This is a genomic window from Mycetocola sp. JXN-3 (assembly GCF_014522285.1).
In the GTDB taxonomy this organism is placed as follows: domain Bacteria; phylum Actinomycetota; class Actinomycetes; order Actinomycetales; family Microbacteriaceae; genus Mycetocola; species Mycetocola saprophilus.
Genome location: NZ_CP041635.1, coordinates 2815072 through 2831279, shown reverse-complemented (window position 1 = coordinate 2831279; position 16208 = coordinate 2815072). Strand labels below are relative to the sequence as shown.

Annotated in this window: 11 protein-coding genes; 5 read left to right on the top strand and 6 right to left on the bottom strand. The window is 65.4% G+C overall.

All coding sequences use genetic code 11. The annotated features are described in order from the left end of the window. Positions 1-76: 76 nt before the first annotated feature. Positions 77-2374: a hypothetical protein gene (locus C7C57_RS12815; RefSeq protein WP_187976727.1), complete on the top strand. Its 2298-nt coding sequence runs from the start codon at positions 77-79 to the stop codon at positions 2372-2374. A gap of 66 nt (positions 2375-2440) precedes the next feature. On the opposite strand, the gene C7C57_RS12810 is transcribed toward C7C57_RS12815, so the two are convergent. The 3 genes from C7C57_RS12810 to C7C57_RS12800 are packed head-to-tail and all read right to left on the bottom strand — an operon-like array spanning position 2441 to position 5495. Further along, entirely contained in the window at positions 2441-4495 is a 2055-nt protein-coding gene (locus C7C57_RS12810) for a glycoside hydrolase family 99-like domain-containing protein (RefSeq protein ID WP_187976726.1), read from the bottom strand. After that, a complete protein-coding gene (locus tag C7C57_RS12805; protein ID WP_187976725.1) occupies positions 4492-5331 on the bottom strand; it encodes a rhamnan synthesis F family protein in 840 nt (279 codons plus the stop codon). Before C7C57_RS12805 ends, C7C57_RS12810 begins: the two co-directional genes overlap by 4 nt. Beyond that, the gene (locus C7C57_RS12800) at positions 5328-5495 is read right to left on the bottom strand and encodes a hypothetical protein (protein ID WP_187976724.1); all 168 of its coding nucleotides are present in this window, start codon (positions 5493-5495) and stop codon (positions 5328-5330) included. The genes C7C57_RS12805 and C7C57_RS12800 overlap by 4 nt, the downstream gene beginning before the upstream one ends. Positions 5496-5756: 261 nt before the next feature. On the opposite strand from C7C57_RS12800, the gene C7C57_RS12795 reads away from it, so the two are divergent. Then, positions 5757-8213: a glycosyltransferase gene (locus tag C7C57_RS12795; RefSeq protein WP_255505681.1), complete on the top strand. Its 2457-nt coding sequence runs from the start codon at positions 5757-5759 to the stop codon at positions 8211-8213. 1274 nt (positions 8214-9487) lie between these two features. On the opposite strand, the gene C7C57_RS12790 is transcribed toward C7C57_RS12795, so the two are convergent. Next, positions 9488-11119, bottom strand: a complete 1632-nt coding sequence (locus C7C57_RS12790) for a DUF2142 domain-containing protein (RefSeq protein WP_187976722.1) — start codon at positions 11117-11119, stop codon at positions 9488-9490. 161 nt (positions 11120-11280) lie between these two features. Here C7C57_RS12790 and C7C57_RS12785 point away from each other — a divergent pair, with 161 nt between their 5' ends. The 3 genes from C7C57_RS12785 (at position 11281) to C7C57_RS12775 (ending at position 14923) form a co-directional block, all read left to right on the top strand. Beyond that, positions 11281-12525 carry an acyltransferase gene (locus C7C57_RS12785; RefSeq protein ID WP_187976721.1) on the top strand — a complete coding sequence of 415 codons (1245 nt, stop codon included), beginning with the start codon at positions 11281-11283 and terminating at the stop codon, positions 12523-12525. Positions 12526-12586: 61 nt separating this feature from the next. After that, positions 12587-13675: an NAD(P)-dependent oxidoreductase gene (locus C7C57_RS12780; RefSeq protein WP_255505680.1), complete on the top strand. Its 1089-nt coding sequence runs from the start codon at positions 12587-12589 to the stop codon at positions 13673-13675. A 3-nt stretch (positions 13676-13678) separates the two neighbouring features. Beyond that, positions 13679-14923, top strand: a complete 1245-nt coding sequence (locus tag C7C57_RS12775; RefSeq protein WP_187976719.1) for a hypothetical protein — start codon at positions 13679-13681, stop codon at positions 14921-14923. A 72-nt stretch (positions 14924-14995) separates the two neighbouring features. Here the strand turns inward: C7C57_RS12775 and C7C57_RS12770 are convergent, their stop codons facing one another. Then, positions 14996-15391, bottom strand: coding sequence for a DUF2304 domain-containing protein (locus C7C57_RS12770; protein ID WP_187976718.1), 396 nt, complete (start codon positions 15389-15391; stop codon positions 14996-14998). A 30-nt stretch (positions 15392-15421) separates the two neighbouring features. Next, complete coding sequence (locus C7C57_RS12765; protein ID WP_187976717.1) at positions 15422-16174, bottom strand: glycosyltransferase family 2 protein; 753 nt, start codon at positions 16172-16174, stop codon at positions 15422-15424. Positions 16175-16208 lie beyond the last annotated feature (34 nt).

The window sequence follows — 16208 nt, the reverse complement described above, 5'->3', positions numbered from 1 at the left end:
GCATTCCGGTTAGACTTTTGTCGTTATGTTGACGCTTCAATCTGTGTCGACGCACAGGGAAGCATCGGAGGGCACTGTGAAGCTACGAAAATGGGTGGCGGCAGCCGCGGCGATGATATTTGCGGCGGCGCTCATGTCGGCGGTGGGATTCGCCGTCGGCTCCACGCCGGCTCAGGCGGCGGTCGCCAGCAATTTCAATCCCGGTCAGCTTATTAGTGACCAAAACTTCTATAACGGAAACGCGATGAGCGCGGCGGATGTGCAATCATTCCTGAACTCGCGCGTGCAGAACTGTTCGCCCGGGTACACTTGCCTCAAGGACTTCCGCCAGACCACCGCGAGCCGAGCCGCCGATAAGCGATGTGCCGCATATAACGGTGCCTCCAATGAGACCGCGGCCCAGATTCTGTTTAAGGTGGGTGCCGCCTGCGGGATCAGCCAGAAGGCGCTGATCGTTCTCTTGGAAAAGGAGCAGGGTCTGGTTTCGGCCACCTCACCGAGCGACGCGCGTTACCGCATCGCGACCGGTTATGCCTGCCCCGATACCGCGCCCTGTGACGCCAAGTATTACGGCTTCCAGAACCAGGTCTATATGGCCGCCTGGCAGTTCAAGGTCTACCAGGATTCGCCGAACTACTTCGCCCACCGTATCGGTAACACCTCGGTCCGGTTACACCCCAACGCCTCGTGTGGCGCGACCAACGTCAACATTGCCAACGCCGCCACCGCGGGCCTGTACAACTACACCCCGTACCAGCCCAACGCCGCCGCGCTGAACAACCTGTACGGCACCGGCGACTCCTGCAGCTCGTACGGAAACCGAAACTTCTGGCGCATGTACACCGACTGGTTCGGTGACCCCAACGGTGGAACCCCGCAGCCGACCGGTGATTTTGAGAACCCCACCCCCGGACAGAACTCGATCTACGTGGAGGGCTGGGCATACAACCCCGCCAACGACGCCCCCGTGTACGTCTGGATCAATGTTGATGGTGTGGGCCAGCCGGTTCTCGCCGATCGATCCATCGACTGGTTCCCCAACTCGTTCCCCGGCTTTGGCCCCAAGCACGGTTTTGCCGTGACGATCCCGGCAACCCCGGGAACAAAGCAGGTGTGTGTCACCAACTCGACGCTGGGAATCCAGCTGAGCTGTAAGAGCGTCACCGTGCAGCCGGGCACCGGTCAGCTGGAAACCGTGACCCAGGTTCCCGGCGGCGTGCTGGTGACCGGCTGGGCCGTGAACTACAACTCGACCGCCCCCGAAAACGTGCAGATCTCCGTGAACGGCAACATCAAGATCGCGCGCGCCGACATCGTGCGTGACGATATCGCCAACCGCTTCCCCGGAACCGGACGCCAGCACGGCTACCGTCTCCTGGTGGAGGCACCGCTCGGTGCCCAGCAGGTCTGTGCCAGCGGAATCGGTGGGGCGATGGGCTGTCAGAACCTCACCACGACCGCGCGCGATATCGGATCATTTGATTCGATTGCGCCGGCCAAGGGTGGGTTCACCGTAAGCGGCTGGGCGATCAACATGGCCTCGACCGCCGCCTCCTGGGTGTGGGTCGATGTGGACGGCGTCGGCCGGGCCTACGGAGCCACCGCAAACCGCAGCTGGTTCGATACGATCTATCCGGGTTCGGGAAACGCGCACGGGTTCGATCTGACCATCGCCGCGACCCCCGGCCCGCACACCGTGTGTATCCTCGGCGCGGCTACGTCCGCCTCCTTCGGATGTAAATCGGTCACCGTGCGTGATCCGCGGCAGGAATCGGGTTCATTCGACTCGCTGAGTGCCACCGCGAGCGGCCTGGCCCTCAGCGGTTGGTCCTATGCCGGGGATGGCACCGACTCCTCGTGGGTGTGGGTCACTGTTAACGGTGTGGGTTCCGCCTACCGGGCAGCCACCACGCGGTCCTGGTTCGAGGGTGTGTTCCCCGGTGCCGGTACCCAGCACGGATTTGACCTCTCGATTCCGGCCAACCCCGGAACCTACAACGTGTGCGTCCAGGGGGCGTCTACCGGGGTCTCCTACGGCTGCCGAACGGCGACCGTCGCCGCCCCGAACACCCCCACCGAAGTGGGCTCCCTCGACGGGGTCACCGTCTCGTCTCGGGCCATTTCGATTACCGGCTGGTCGCATGACTTCCGCTCGAAAAACCCCTCCTACGTGTGGGTGACCGTGGACGGGGTCGGGTCGGCCCTGCGGGCGGCAAGCGTCCGCTCCTGGTTCCCGCTGATGTTCCCGGGTGAATCCGTTAACCACGGCTTTGATCAGACCATCCCGGCCACCCCCGGCAAACACACGGTCTGTGTCTCCGGCGCGAGCACCCCGGTGTCCTATGGATGCCAGGTGGTGACCGTTCCGAACTAGCGTTCCGCAACGACCGCGGGCCCCGACTCCTCAAGGAGTCGGGGCCCGCGGTATTTTGATGGTTTGCTAGGCGTAGAGCACGTCGCTGACGGCGTGCAGGTAGCCGCGGCCGAAGCGCTGCGACGGCTCCAGGGTGGCCCCCTCGGCCCACTCGTTCCACGCGTTGATAAACAGCACCCGCTCATCCATCGGACGCGTCTCCAGCGCCAGCACCGTGGCGTTGAGCCAGCGGCGGAAGGTGTACGGGTTCGAGCCGAACCACAGGTCCGGCTGCCACTGGCGTCGGGCGGTGTTGTCGAAGTTCACAAAGACGCCGGGGAAGCGATCGGCGGACAGATGGTTGAGCGTCGAGGTTGCCGCATGCTGGGCGAGCGCCCGGTAGTCGTAGATGCCACCCTGCAGGCGCTGGTCGGGATAGAGGATCGACTGATCCTGACCCACCCAGAGCTTATTGTGCGGGGGGAATTCCATCGTGCCGTCCAGGCCGTGCTCGCCCAGGTCGTCGACGTCCAGGCCCTGCATCGAGGTACCCACGTCCACGGTGAGAATGTGCAGACCGGGAAGGCCCGCCTCGACCGCCTGCTCGCGCCAGTACGTCAGGACCGACTCGAAGTCGGGGATCTGGGTGATTCGGTAGACCGAGATGACCGGCTTATCCCCGATCCGCACGTAACGCGGGTCGGTGATCAGGTGCATCACATCGTGGATGAACTGGGTGGCCGGAACCTGGTCGTAGTCCTGGGCGATCAGAATGTTCTTCTCGCTGCCGTCCCAGCGGCGGGTCCAGTTTTCATTGGCCCACATCAGGCAGAACGGGGTGTCGCCATCCCCGGCGACGATCTGCTCCACCGGCAGATCCATCAGCTTCTTGCCGGCGAACCAGTAGTAGTAGTACATGAAGCCCTCGATGCCCGCGCCGCGCGCAAGCTCGAACTGACGCTGCTGCACCTCGGGGTTGCGCAGGTCATAGAACCCCATTTCCCCGGGCAGGAAGGGCTGACGGTGGCCGTGGAACACGGGCTTGGCCGAGGCCACGTTGGCCCACTCGGTAAATCCGGGACCCCACCAGGCATCGTTCTCGGGGAACGCGTGGAACTGGGGGAGGTAGAAGGGCAGAACGCGGGCGCGCGGGCTGCGAGGCGCATCGGGAAGGAAGCGTCGCCAGTCGTCCTCACGCTCGAACTCGGGTGCCGCCGCCGAGGTGTCATCCAGGCGGAAGCCCGCCTCTTCGCAGACGATGCCGAGGAGGCGCTCGATGCCGTGCGCGGTGGTTCCGTCGATCTGTCCGGCTTCGGCTTCAAAATCGTCGGCGGTGAGCTGGAGCGAGCGCAGCCCGGTCAGCAGGAAACCGCGAATCCAATACATGGACCCGGCGGCAAAGCGCAGTCCACCCGGATCGATGGGCAGCTCGAGCCGGCGCAGCAGGTCGCGGGTGATCTGCTGATCTCCGCCCCAGTGCTCGGGACCGGCGATGCTGCCGGGGGCGGTGACGATGCCCAGGGTGCGGTCGGCACCGAATCGGCGCAGCTGTTCGAGTACGTTGTCCTCGCCGCCCACCAGGCTGCCCACCAGGGCGTCGCGCCACTCGGCACCGGAGCCGGCGAGCGCGTCGTGGTCCTGGCGCCACTCGCTCTTTTTGGTGTGGAGCTTGAGGACCAGGTCGTACCCATCAAGCAGACCCGCGTTCACCACCTGAACCAGCGGGAAGATGTCGCGGCCGTGGTTGTCCACCGTGAGAATTCGGTGCGCCCGGAGGTTTCGGACCGGCACCTCCGGCAGCGAGATCTCGGTGCCCGAGGAATTGGTGATAACCAGGTCAAACGGGACGGGCAGCGCGTCCAGCTCGGCGATCAGCGGTTCCAGCAGCTCGGGGAAGTGTGCGTGGATGACCACCGCGATCCGCGGAGTCTCACCCTCAACCCGCGGGGTCGGCTGCCACTGCGGACGACCATCGTGGAAGAGCTTATCGGAGCGACGCCCGAGCCACTGATCAAAGTTGGCGGCATACTCGCCGGTGGCCTCGGGGACGGCGGGTCCGCCGACGGGGGCGAGCAGTACCTGGGCCGCGCGGCGCGCACGACGTGCGGCGCCCCGGGCAAGATTTACGGGGTTCGGGGTCATGAGACCTCCTTGGCTAGCCAGTGGTCAAGGTTTTCCGCATAGAGCGTGGAGACCAGCGCGCGGGCTGCACGCGCGTCTCCGGAGAATCGCTCGGCGGTCAGGAGTTCGCGTTTGATGAAGGGGAAACCCTCGTGGAGAAGCTGCGCCCAGCCCTGGATCGTGGGGTTGTTGCCGTTGGTGACAACCAGCTCGGAGGCGATGGCGCTGGTGTAGCTGTAATCGTGTTCGAGGAGGTAGCGGGTCAGACCGATTTCATAGTGCTCGATGATCTGGTTTTTATGCGACAGCTCGCGGATCCCGCCCCAGAACTTCCGCAGCGCGGCATCCTCCAGGATTCCCCGGCGGAAGCCCACAAAAAACGACTGCATGTGGGGGAAGAACTGCAGGGTTCCGGTGGCCGACCAGGCATCGGCGGAGGTGGATTCGAAATCGGCCAGCAGCGCCGAAATGTCTCCGAACGGTCCCACCAGGCTGTCGTTGACCAGCAGGACGGCGTCCGCCGAAAGCAGGTGCGGGAAATAGGCCATGCCGGTGGCCCAGGACCCGAAGTCATAACCCACGTTGCTGCGCTGGATATAGCCGATCGCCGGATCGAGCTCGCTCAGGTCGGTCCACGGCTCACCATCCGGGGAGGTGCGCACGATGATCACGGTGTATCCGGCCGCGTGCAGCGCCGAGCTGAACGCGACCACCGACTTCTCGGGCTTGTCCTCGGTGCCGAACGAGGCGAGGAAGGCCACGCGATCGGCGGAGGGCTGCGCATGAGGGACCCGGAGCACCCGTGCATCACGGGTGAAGTCTCGCAGGGTGGACCCTCCGGAACGCTGGGCCGTCACGAAGACCGGCGGGTTCCCGGGACCCGGCTGGTGCGCTTATTGCGGGCGGCCCGGAGCTGCTCGCGGGACTGATCGGCCTCGCGCTCGGCGGCGGCCACGCGTCGTTCGAGCGCCTCGATCTTGAGCTGAGCCTCGGCCAGGCGGGTCTGTAATTCTCCCAGCACGACCCGACCTTCGCGAGTCGCCTGTGTGTTTCCCGTCACCGAATCACTCCAAACTCCGCCCGCGGGCGTCAAATTTTTGGGAGCCTGCTCGGTCAGACCCCGTCTACCAGGATACGGGAAAGTACGTCAAAAACCTGAATTAGAGCCCTCGATGACGGCTCGGTGCGACCCGGGGACGCTCATGTCTCGTATCCTTGAGGGGCGTGTGAACCCGCGCCGAAAAGAGAGGTGGGCATGTCGACGCCGAACACTGCAGAATCCGTGACCGTCTCGGTTATCCTGGTGAACTTCCGGGGAACCGACGACACAATCACGGCCCTGAACGAGCTGGGAAAGCTGGATTGGCCGAGCGAGCGGCTCGAACTCATCGTGGTGGAAAACGCCTCGGGAGACGATAGCGCCGCCAGAATTCTTGCCGCCGCGCCGCACGTACGCGTGATTGAATCCGCCGAAAACCTGGGCTTTTCCGGGGGATGCAACCTCGGTGCCGAGCACGCCACCGGGCAGATTCTGGCGTTCCTCAATAACGATGCCCGCCCGGATCGTCGCTGGATTCGCGCCGCGGCCGAGCGCTTCGCCTCCTCCGCGCAGATCGGCGCCGTCGCCAGCCGCGTGCTGGACTGGGAGGGGGAGCGCGTCGACTTTATCGGTGCCGCCCTCACCTGGTTTGGGATGGGCTATAAGCCGCTGACCGGTGAGTTGCTGCCCAACACCGAGCCGGACGTAGAGGACGTGCTGTTCGGCACCGGTTCGGCCATGTTTGTGCGCACCGATGTGTACAGCGAACTGGGTGGGTTCGACAATAACTACTTCATGTTCTTCGAGGACGTGGACCTGGGCTGGCGGCTCAACCTCGCGGGGTACCGGTTCGCCTATGAACCCGAGTCTGTCGCCTACCACAAGCACCACGCATCGATGAGTTCGTTTGGGGCCTATAAGGAGTCCTACCTGCTGGAGCGCAATGCGCTGTTCACCCTGTACAAGAACCTGGGTGAAGAGGCGCTGCACGAGCAGCTGGGTGCGACCCTCGCGCTGAGCGTCCGCCGCGCGATCGCCCGCGGTCAGCTCGACAGCACCCAGCTGGATATTCGCCGGCCGGACACCGCGGACGAAACCATGCCGGTGTCCAAAAACACCATGGCCACGGTCTTCGGTATCGACCAGTTTGTCACCGCCCTGCCCACCCTGGCCGCTCAGCGCGCGCAGATTCAGGCCGACCGTAAGGTGACCGATGCCCGCATCTGGCGCCTGTTTGGGCAGACCGATGCGCCCTCGTTCCCCGATGAGGGCTACCTGTCGGGATACCGCAACCTGGTGTCCGAGTTCCGGGTCCTGGAACCGCCGCGTTCCACCCGGGTGATCGTGATCACCGGCGACCCGGTGGGGGACCGGATGGCCGGCCCCGCGATCCGGGCCTGGCATATGGCCGAGGCGCTGTCCACGGTGGCCGAGGTCCGGCTCATCTCGCTGGCCGAAACCTCGAAGACCGATTCCCGGTTTGAGGTGACCGGGGTGCGCATCGGCGATAACCGGGCGATGTCCGAGCAGGAGCAGTGGGCCGATGTCATCGTGTTCCAGGGCCTGGCGATGGCGCTCTTCCCGGCGATCCGCAACTCCGGCAAGCTGATCGTTGCCGACGTCTATGACCCGATGCACCTCGAACAGCTCGAGCAGGGGCGGGAGCTCGGCGATGCCCAGTGGACCCGACAGGTTGCCGATGCTACCGGCGTGCTCAACGAGCAGCTCGAACGTGCCGACTTCCTGCTGTGCGCCTCGGAGCGTCAGCGACACTTCTACCTGGGGCAGCTGGCGGCGCTGGGCCGCGTTACCCCGGCCACCTATGCGGCCGACCCCGATCTGACCGGTCTGATCGGCGTGGTGCCGTTCGGTACCCAGGATGAGCCGCCCACCCACACCCGCAACGTGCTGCGGGGTGTGATCCCCGGAATCGAGACCGATGACAAGCTGCTGATCTGGGGCGGCGGGCTCTACAACTGGTTCGACCCCAAGACCCTGATCCGCGCGGTGGACACCCTCAACCGCAAGCGGGGCTCGGTCCGGCTCTTCTTCCAGGGCACCAAGCACCCCAACCCCGGCGTGCCCGAGATGGGCATCGTGCGCGAAAGCCGCGAGCTGGCGAATGAGCTGGGCGCGCTGAACTCCTCGGTGTTCTTCAACGCCGAGTGGGTGGACTATAACGACCGTCAGAACTACCTGTTGGAGGCCGATGCGGGGGTCAGCACCCACTACTCCCACGTGGAAACCACCTTCTCCTTCCGCACCCGAATCCTCGACTACCTCTGGGCGGGACTGCCCATGGTGGTCACCGAGGGAGACCACTTCGCGGACCTGATCCGCGAGCGCGGGCTGGGGCTGGTTGTGCCCGAGCGCGACCCCGAAGCCCTGGCCGCGGCGCTGGAGCGGGTGCTGTTTGACGAGGAGTTCCGCACCGATACCATTGCCCGCGTGCGCGTTGTGGCCGAGGAGTATCGCTGGTCCCAAGTGCTGGAACCGCTGGTATCCTTTGTTGCCGACCCCCATGCCGCGGGCGACCGCGACGGCAGCGCCGTGTCGGTTCCCTCGACAAACCGCGCGCATCGTGCGCCGGTGCGTCACGGTTTCCGTCGTGACCTGCAGCTGGTTGGCTATTACTTCAAAAACGGTGGGGTACGCGTGGTCTGGGAAAAGGTCACCACCCGACTGCGTGCCCGCCGCTAGCCTCTTCGAGCCTCTACCCCGAAAGTAGTTACTCCATGTCCCGAGTTGTTCCTCTCCTGCGCCTGCTTGCCGGCCCGCTGATTTTGGTGCTTGCAAGCTTTGCCTTTGTCTCGGCATCGGTGGCGCAGCACAACAAGATTTCACCGATCGATGAGTACGTCTACATTGACTACTTTGCCAAGGTGATTGATACCGGAACACTGCCGCATGGGGAAAAGACCAGCGAGTTCGCGCGCAACTATCTGGCCTGCCACGGGGTCGCCCCGGCATATACCTACGTGCCGGAGAGCTGTGATCGATCGGCGCACCAGGACGACGCCGACTACCCGTATAACGGCATCAACACCGCCGACATCTACACCCCCCTGTACTTTGGTGTCACCCGGGTTCTGGCGGGAGTCGTTCAGGGCGTCTCCGGGGTGGACCTGGTGAGTGCCGGACGGATGGCCGGAGCCTTCTGGCTCGCCGGGGCCGCGATCCTGCTGTTTGCGGGGCTGCGACGCTTCGGATTCGACCGGGTGTATTCCACCGCCATCCCGCTGCTGCTGGTGGGGTCGCTTCCGGCCTGGTGGTCAAACACGTATATCTCCACCGACGCCACCGCGCTGTTCTTCGGCGCTGCCCTGAGCCTGGTGCTGCTGCGATTCCTGCAGACCGAGCGCGGGGGCTGGATGCTGCCGGTGGTGGGCCTGCTGGCGGTGGCATTCAAGTTCCAAAACCTGATGTCGGTGGTGGCGATCGCCATGGCGCTGATCCTGATCTGGCTGATCGGAAGATTCCGGTCCAGCGCCCCGTCGGCACCGAAGCTCAGTCTGGTCTGGGCCGCCTCGATGGTGGTTCTTCCGCTGATTCTGCAGGTCGGCTGGCAGATGCTGCGTCCGGTGCTGGATAACGCCGAGGACGGGGATCAGGGCGTGGCCGCCCCGCTGGGCAAAACCGAACTCGTGCACGAGGCCCTCAAGTTCTTTGGATCGCTGTTCTCCGGTGCCACCGGGGCGCACGGCTTTGGTATCGCCGCGGTAGCCGTGAGCACCGTGACCGGCTGGATCCTGATCGGTGGCATGGTGGGTGCCACCGCGGGGTTGCGTCCCCCGGTCGGTTCCCACGCGGTCGCCGAGGTGGCACCGGGCGGGGTCAGCGTTGCACAGCGTATCCAGCCGATGGCGATTGCCCTGGCCTTCACCGCGATCGTTGGTGGCCCGGCCCTGGCCATCGCGACCAAGGCCTCGGCCGGGTTTTACTTCGACCTGCCCGCTCGTTACGGCATGTCGTTGCTACCGATCGCGCTGCTGGTAACCGCCGGTTTCCTCGGCCAGAACCGGGTCTGGCGCATTCTGCTCAGCGTGGGCGCGGTGATCGTGTACGCCCTCAGCTTCACCTTCAACTACGCGGGAAGCTAGCGTCGGTGCAAGGGTCGCGGTTTCGGCCGCGATCCCGGTGCGGACCCGTCTACGGCCGGCCAGAAGCGACAGCGCGATCAGCACGGCAAATCCGAGAATGCTGCCCACAATCCACAGGGTCATCGGGGAGAGCGGACCGATCGGGCTCCAGCGGGCCCCGTGATCGAGCTGGAAACCGTGGGATCCGACGTAACGGTGCAGGTTTTCGCGCAGGGCGAGTGACTGGGCCAGGCCCAGCCCCAGGATGATGACCCAGCGTTGCCCCGTCGAGAGCGAGACCGATTCCTTCTTGACGGGCAGCAGCGTGGCCACCGCCAGCATCAGGAACAGCGGGAAGAGATAGCGCGGCTGAACCTCGGTGCCCACCGAGACCCGGTTGATGACCAGGGTGTACAGGGGGATCAGGACAAAGGCCGCAGCCAGGGCCAGCGTTGCCAGCACTTTCCTACGGGACATCACGCGCAGCCCGGCGAAGAGCACCGCCCCGAAGATCAGCAGCGCGGGGAACCAAGCGCTGGCCGGAACGGCGGTATCCAACCACCCCAGGCCCCACCCGGCACCAAAGAGACCGGCCCACAGCTGCGGCAGATCCATCAGGTTGCGGTAGATCAGTTCGCCGGTACTCGCCTGTGGGCTGTGAGTGGAGAACGCCGATCCGCCCGCCGTCACGGTTGCCTGGGGAGACAGCAGGTAGAGCGCCACACACACCAGGGCGAGCGCGGCCGGGATGATCAGGCGACGCCAGTTCGACCGGAACCCGCGGAAGCCGATCACGGCCCCCGCGACCAAGGCAATCACCGAGTAGACGCTGGAGTCTCCCCGGGCCACCACCCCGATCAGGATGCCCAGAGCCGCGAGAGAGCCCAGGATGATACGCCGTCGACCGTGCGTGGTGAAGTAACCGATTGTCGCGCTGAACACCACGGCGGCCGAGGTGATCGTCCACGAACTCGGGTTGGTCGAGGCGATCAGGAAGATCCCGAGCGGCACGATCGTCACCAGGATCCCGGTCACCAGCGGGAAACGCAGACGCCGGGGCAGCGCCCACGCGGTGGCCCCGACCATCAGCACAAAAAGGGCCGAATTGAACAGCCGCATGAGCACGCTGGAGAGCGGTAGATTATCCGACACCAGGGTGCTCAACACCAGGTAAAAACCACCGGGATAGACGGGCGTGGCAAAGTTACCGCGGCCGGTTACCACGCCGCCGCCCGCCTGATCAATCTGGGGGCGCTGACAGTCGGCGGCCACATCCGGATGGAAGGCGAAGCAGGTGATGTGCTCAAACGCCGCCGGGACGGTGCGGGTCTGGGCATCCGATCCCGGGGCACAGTACCCCTCCCGATCGCCCTGCGCGCACCAGATGCTGGCGAGATGGAAGTCATCGTCGGGGCTTGATCCGGCGGGGGAGGACACCGACCAGATCGAGAGCACCCCAAAGGTTCCCAGCAGGGCGATGAGGAGGAGCAGGGCGAGCGGCCGGCGCCGCACGACGGGATCATTCATGTCATAAGAGTACGGGCGTATCGGCGCAACCCCGTACCGTGACGAGCGTGTCCGGGCAGCCATCTGACGCGCCGAACCTCCCGGAAAGTCAAAAATCACAACCTATAATGGTGTCCGCGAGTTGGCGATTATGTGACTCGAGAAACGAGTGAGCAAAAACCATGTCACAGATCACGGCCACGAGTGCGTCGCCCTCCGGTGTTCCGCGACCCGCCGGACTCGGCCGAAACCTTTCGGCGGCCCTCGGTGGGCATCGCAACTCCCTGGGCATCATCCGGCTGGTGCTGGCCACCGCCGTAATCTTCTCTCATGCGTTCCCGCTGGGTGGCTGGGGGCACGACCCGGTCGTGAAACTCACCCGCGGGCAGGATAACCTCGGTGGACTGGCGGTGCTGGGGTTCTTCGCGATCAGCGGATACCTCATTACCAAGAGCGGCATGCGCGCGGACGTGGTGCAGTACTTCTGGCGACGCAGCCTGCGAATCTTCCCCGCGCTCTGGCTGGTTATCCTGGTGACCGCGGCGGGCATCGGCCCCATCGTCTGGTTGAGCATGGGACGCCCCCTGGCGGACTACTGGTCCCGTGCCCCGGGCGGACCGATCCACTACATCTGGAGTAATGCCACCCTGCAGGGTGGACCGTTTGGTATCCACGACATCTTCGCCGCAAGCACGCCCTACGGCATCGAAACCCAGTCCAGCGTGTTTAACGGCTCGCTCTGGACCCTCGCCTATGAGTGGGGCTGCTATGTAATGATCGGCGTCCTGGTGCTGGTGTTTGCGCTGCGCTTTGCAAAGTGGATTGTCCCGCTGATGACGGTCGGCCTGGTGGGGATAGCACTGATCATTCGCTTCCGACCCGAGCCCTTCCTGACCCACTTCCCGTACTTCGCCGACCGCTACCACGTGGATCTCACGCTGATCTTCCTCTGGGGTGCCTGTGCTGCCCTCTACGGCAAGCACATCCCGATGCGGCACTGGATGGGCATCCTGGCCGGCCTGATCGCGCTGACCGCCGCGCTGACCGGCTGGCTGAACGTATTCGGCTACCCGGCCGCCGCCTTCTTCATCTTCTACCTCGCCTCCGCCCTGCCGCAGTCCTGGCAGTGGATCGGTGCCAAAAACGACTACTCGTACGGCATGTATCTCTACGGGTTCCTGACCCAGCAGGTCACCGCGTCCCTCGGCTGGCATCACCTGGGATACCCGCTGTGGACGCTGCTGTGTGTGCTCATCGCGTTTGTCTGCGCCTGGATCAGCTGGCACGGACTGGAAAAATGGGCGATGCGCCTCAAGGACTGGGGTCCCGGCCGGGGCATCCGCTACTGGTTTGACCGGATGCGTCCAGGCGTCGGTACACGAACCCCTGTGCGCACCGACGGCGTAAATGCCGCTCCCACCGCCTAGAACCGTTACCCTTGACTGGGGAATTCATTACCCCTCGTCTCCCACAATGAATGGAAATCACGTGACTCAGAAGGCATCCCTCGGCAAGGTTTTGGTGACCGGCGGCGCCGGCTTCATCGGTAGCGCACTCTCGCAGCTGATCGCCGACCGCAGCGAGGGGTGGGTCGTGATGGACTCGCTGCACCCGCAGGTCCACCCGGGCGGCAAGCGTCCGGCCGACCTGCACGAGAAGGCCGAGCTGATTGTGGGCGACGTGGTGAACCCCGAGGACTGGGACCGCGTCCTGGAACACGGCCCGTTCGACCTGGTGGTGCACCTGGCCGCCGAGACCGGAACCGCCCAGTCGCTGGCCGAGGCCAGCCGTCACTCCCGCGTCAACGTGGTGGGAACCACTGAGATGCTGGATGCCTTCACCCGCGCCGGCCAGATTCCCGCCCGGATCGTGCTGGCCGGCAGCCGCGCCGTCTACGGCGAGGGCCGCTGGAACCGCGAGTCCGATGGAACCGACTTCTACCCGGGCATGCGTACCCACGCCCAGCTGGCTGCCTCGCAGTGGGACTTCCCCGGTGCGGCCCCGGTGGCCGCGCGTGCGGACCTCAACATCCCCACCCCGACCAGCATCTACGGCGCCACCAAGCTGGCCCAGGAAAACCTGCTGACCGCCTGGGCCGGATCCCACGACACCACCGTCAACATTCTGCGCCTGCAGAACGTCTACGGCCCCGGTCAGTCGCTGATCAACTCCTACACCGGTATCGTCTCGCTGTTCTCGCAGTGGTCGGAAATCGGCAAGCAGATCCCCGTCTACGAGGACGGCGTGATCACCCGCGACTTCGTCTACATCGACGATGTGGCCACCGCCTTTGAGGCCGTGATCGACTCCGACCCGGCCGTGACCAATGGCCAGGTGTACGACGTGGGCAACGGCGTGGGCACCACGATCTTCCAGATCGCCGAGATCATCGCCGAGTACCACGGTGCCCCGGCACCCACCGTCAACGGGGCCTTCCGTGACGGCGACGTGCGTCACGCCTGGGCCGACATCAGCCGCACCACCGAGGTTCTCGGCTGGGAGCCGGCCTGGGATGTGCGCCGCGGTGTGGCTGCGCTGCAGGAGTGGATCGCCGGCCAGGACGAGCGGGTTGTCTAACCCGTGACCACCAAGACCGGTGGTGGCCGGGCGATCTCGACGATCCTGCTCGCCACCGCCATCGCCGGGGGCACCGGTTACATCATCCAGCTCATCCTGATCGGATCCAACGATCACGAGCAGATGCTGCGGATCACCGCCTTCTGGTCGACGCTCTACCTGGTGGTTGCCGGGCTCAGCGGAATCCAGCAGGAGGTGGGTCGGGCGACCCATCCGGTCCCCAGAACAGCCTCCACAGGGGCCCTGCGGTTCACGCTGCTCGCGGCCGGTGCGATCGCCGCGATTTTGGCGCTGAGCGGCTTGCTGTGGGCCCCGCAGCTCTTCCCCGCGGGGCCGTGGACGGCTCTGTCGGCGATGATCGTTGGTGCGGTGGGCTATGTGGCCGTGGCCGTGCTGTGCGGGGTCCTCTACGGCATCGAGTTCTGGCGTGCGGTGGCGGGGATGATGATCATCGATGCCCTGCTGCGCCTGGTGCTGGTGGTCCCGGTCACGCTGTGGACGGATTCGGTCGCCCTGACCGAGTGGGCCGTGGTTCTTCCCTTCCCGCTCTCGGTGGTGCTCTACTGGCCCTTCATCCGTCACCGGGTGCGCGGATCCTTCACCCTCGACGTGCGGTTGCCTCGGTTGTCCTGGAACGTTTCACGGACGGTGGTGGCGACCATCGCCACCGGCGTGCTGGTGAGCGGGTTCCCGCTGGTGTTCCAGGCCACCTCGCAGCATGATTCGATCGCCGAGCGCGCGACCGTGGTCGCCCTGGTGACGCTGACCCGGGCGCCGATCGTGATTCCGCTGATGTCGCTGCAGTCGTTCCTAATCAGCCGGTTCCGGGGCAATGAACACACCGGCCTGCTTATCGTGAAGCTGATCGGGGCGGTGGCCGCGGGCAGCGTGGTCCTGGGACTGCTGGCAGCTTGGATCGGCCCCTGGATCCTGGGACTCTCCTTCTTCGGCGGCAAGTACGAGGGCGTCAGCGGCGTCCTGGTGGCCGCCGTGGTGATCACCGCCGGCGCGACGGCGGCCCTGTGTGTGACCGGCTCGGCCGTCTTGGCCCGCGGCCTGCACACCGCCTATGTGGCCGGGTGGGTGGTATCGGCCATCTCGCTGATCCTGATCCTGGTGCTTCCGCTGCCGGTGGATGTGCGGGCGGTGACGGCCCTGGGGGTGGCCCCCCTGCTGGGCCTCGCGGTCCATGCGGTGACGCTGTTTCGGACCCGAGGTTCGGTGCCCGCGGTGCCGGCCGAAGGCTAGGCACCCGATCACGCAAACGCCCTCCCCCACGGTTGTGGGGGAGGGCGTTGTGCAGATGACTCGGGGTGCTGCCTACTCGGAACTGCGGGGCTTTTCCACGCCGGCTTCGAGGGCGTCCAGGCGTTCGCTGAGCACGCGAACCCGCTCGTTGCCCAGGGCCGCCTCCTCGGTCAGCGTGCGGATACGCTCCTCCTGCTCGGAGAGCTCCGAGCTGTGCTGGAGGCACACCAGGAACAGCACCGCGGCGCTGGCGAAGAACACCAGGTTGAGGGGCACGGCGATTCCCAGGGCCCCGGCAATCGCGTCGAGTACGGACGGGAAAATGCCGGCGATCAGGGCGATCAATCCGGCCCCCAGCCACCAGAAGGCGTGTCGTTCGCGCATCCGCCGTCGGCGCAGCATCTCGATCACCACGCCGATAATCAGAACCGCGGCGAGGATCCCCAGCAGCTGAGGCAAAAAGGTCATGGTTGTCGTCATTCCTAATCGTGAGCCGGGCTAGGCCGCGGGGCTCGTGGGACGCGGTGCCTCATGGGTGGGGACCGATACCGAGGGCCGCATCAGCGCAACCAGCAGGGCCATAAACGCGCGCGCCAGATACAGGGCCGCCTTGACCGGGTTGTGCGAGGGGGTTCCCCCGGCTCGCGGACGCATCGAGACGGGAATCTGGGTGACCACACAGCCGGCACGGGCGGCGATGACCAGGGCCTCGATCGTGTCGCCCAGGTACTCGGCCGGATAGTTTTCGGCGAACAGCGCCAGCGCTCGCGGTCCGGTGGCCTTAAACCCGGAGGTTGTATCGGTCAGTCGGGTTCCGCAGATCTTGGAGAGGATGCCCGAGAGCACCTTCATCGCCCACTTGCGCGGACCGCGCACCTCATAGTCGCCACTGCCGGCAAATCGCGCACCGATGACGATGTCGGCGGCGCTCAGACCGGCCACCAGATCGGGCACCGATTCGGGATTGTGCTGCCCGTCGGAGTCCACCTGGACCACGCTGGTGAAACCGTGTTCGAGTGCATAGCGGAATCCCACTCGCATGGCCCCGCCGACGCCGAGATTCAGCGGCAGGGTGACCACGGTCGCCCCGGCTTCGCGGGCAACCCGGGTGGTGTCATCCGAGGACCCATCATCGATCACCAGGCAGGCCACGGAGCCGAGTTTCTGCTGGATTTCGCGCACCACATCGCCCACCGAGGCCTCCTCGTTAAAGGCGGGGAGGACGATGAGCGTTGAATCGAGCGAAACCATAATTTTTATCCTACCGGGGGCGGCGTAAATCGGC

What these genes read in the sequence shown, in the direction of transcription:
- C7C57_RS12765 (WP_187976717.1), bottom strand. Translation starts at nt 16,174, where the DNA reads ATGGTTTCGCTCGATTCAACGCTCATCGTCCTCCCCGCCTTTAACGAG.
- C7C57_RS12810 (WP_187976726.1), bottom strand. Translation starts at nt 4,495, where the DNA reads ATGACCCCGAACCCCGTAAATCTTGCCCGGGGCGCCGCACGTCGTGCG.
- C7C57_RS12785 (WP_187976721.1), top strand. Translation starts at nt 11,281, where the DNA reads ATGTCACAGATCACGGCCACGAGTGCGTCGCCCTCCGGTGTTCCGCGA.
- C7C57_RS12770 (WP_187976718.1), bottom strand. Translation starts at nt 15,391, where the DNA reads ATGACCTTTTTGCCTCAGCTGCTGGGGATCCTCGCCGCGGTTCTGATT.
- C7C57_RS12790 (WP_187976722.1), bottom strand. Translation starts at nt 11,119, where the DNA reads ATGAATGATCCCGTCGTGCGGCGCCGGCCGCTCGCCCTGCTCCTCCTC.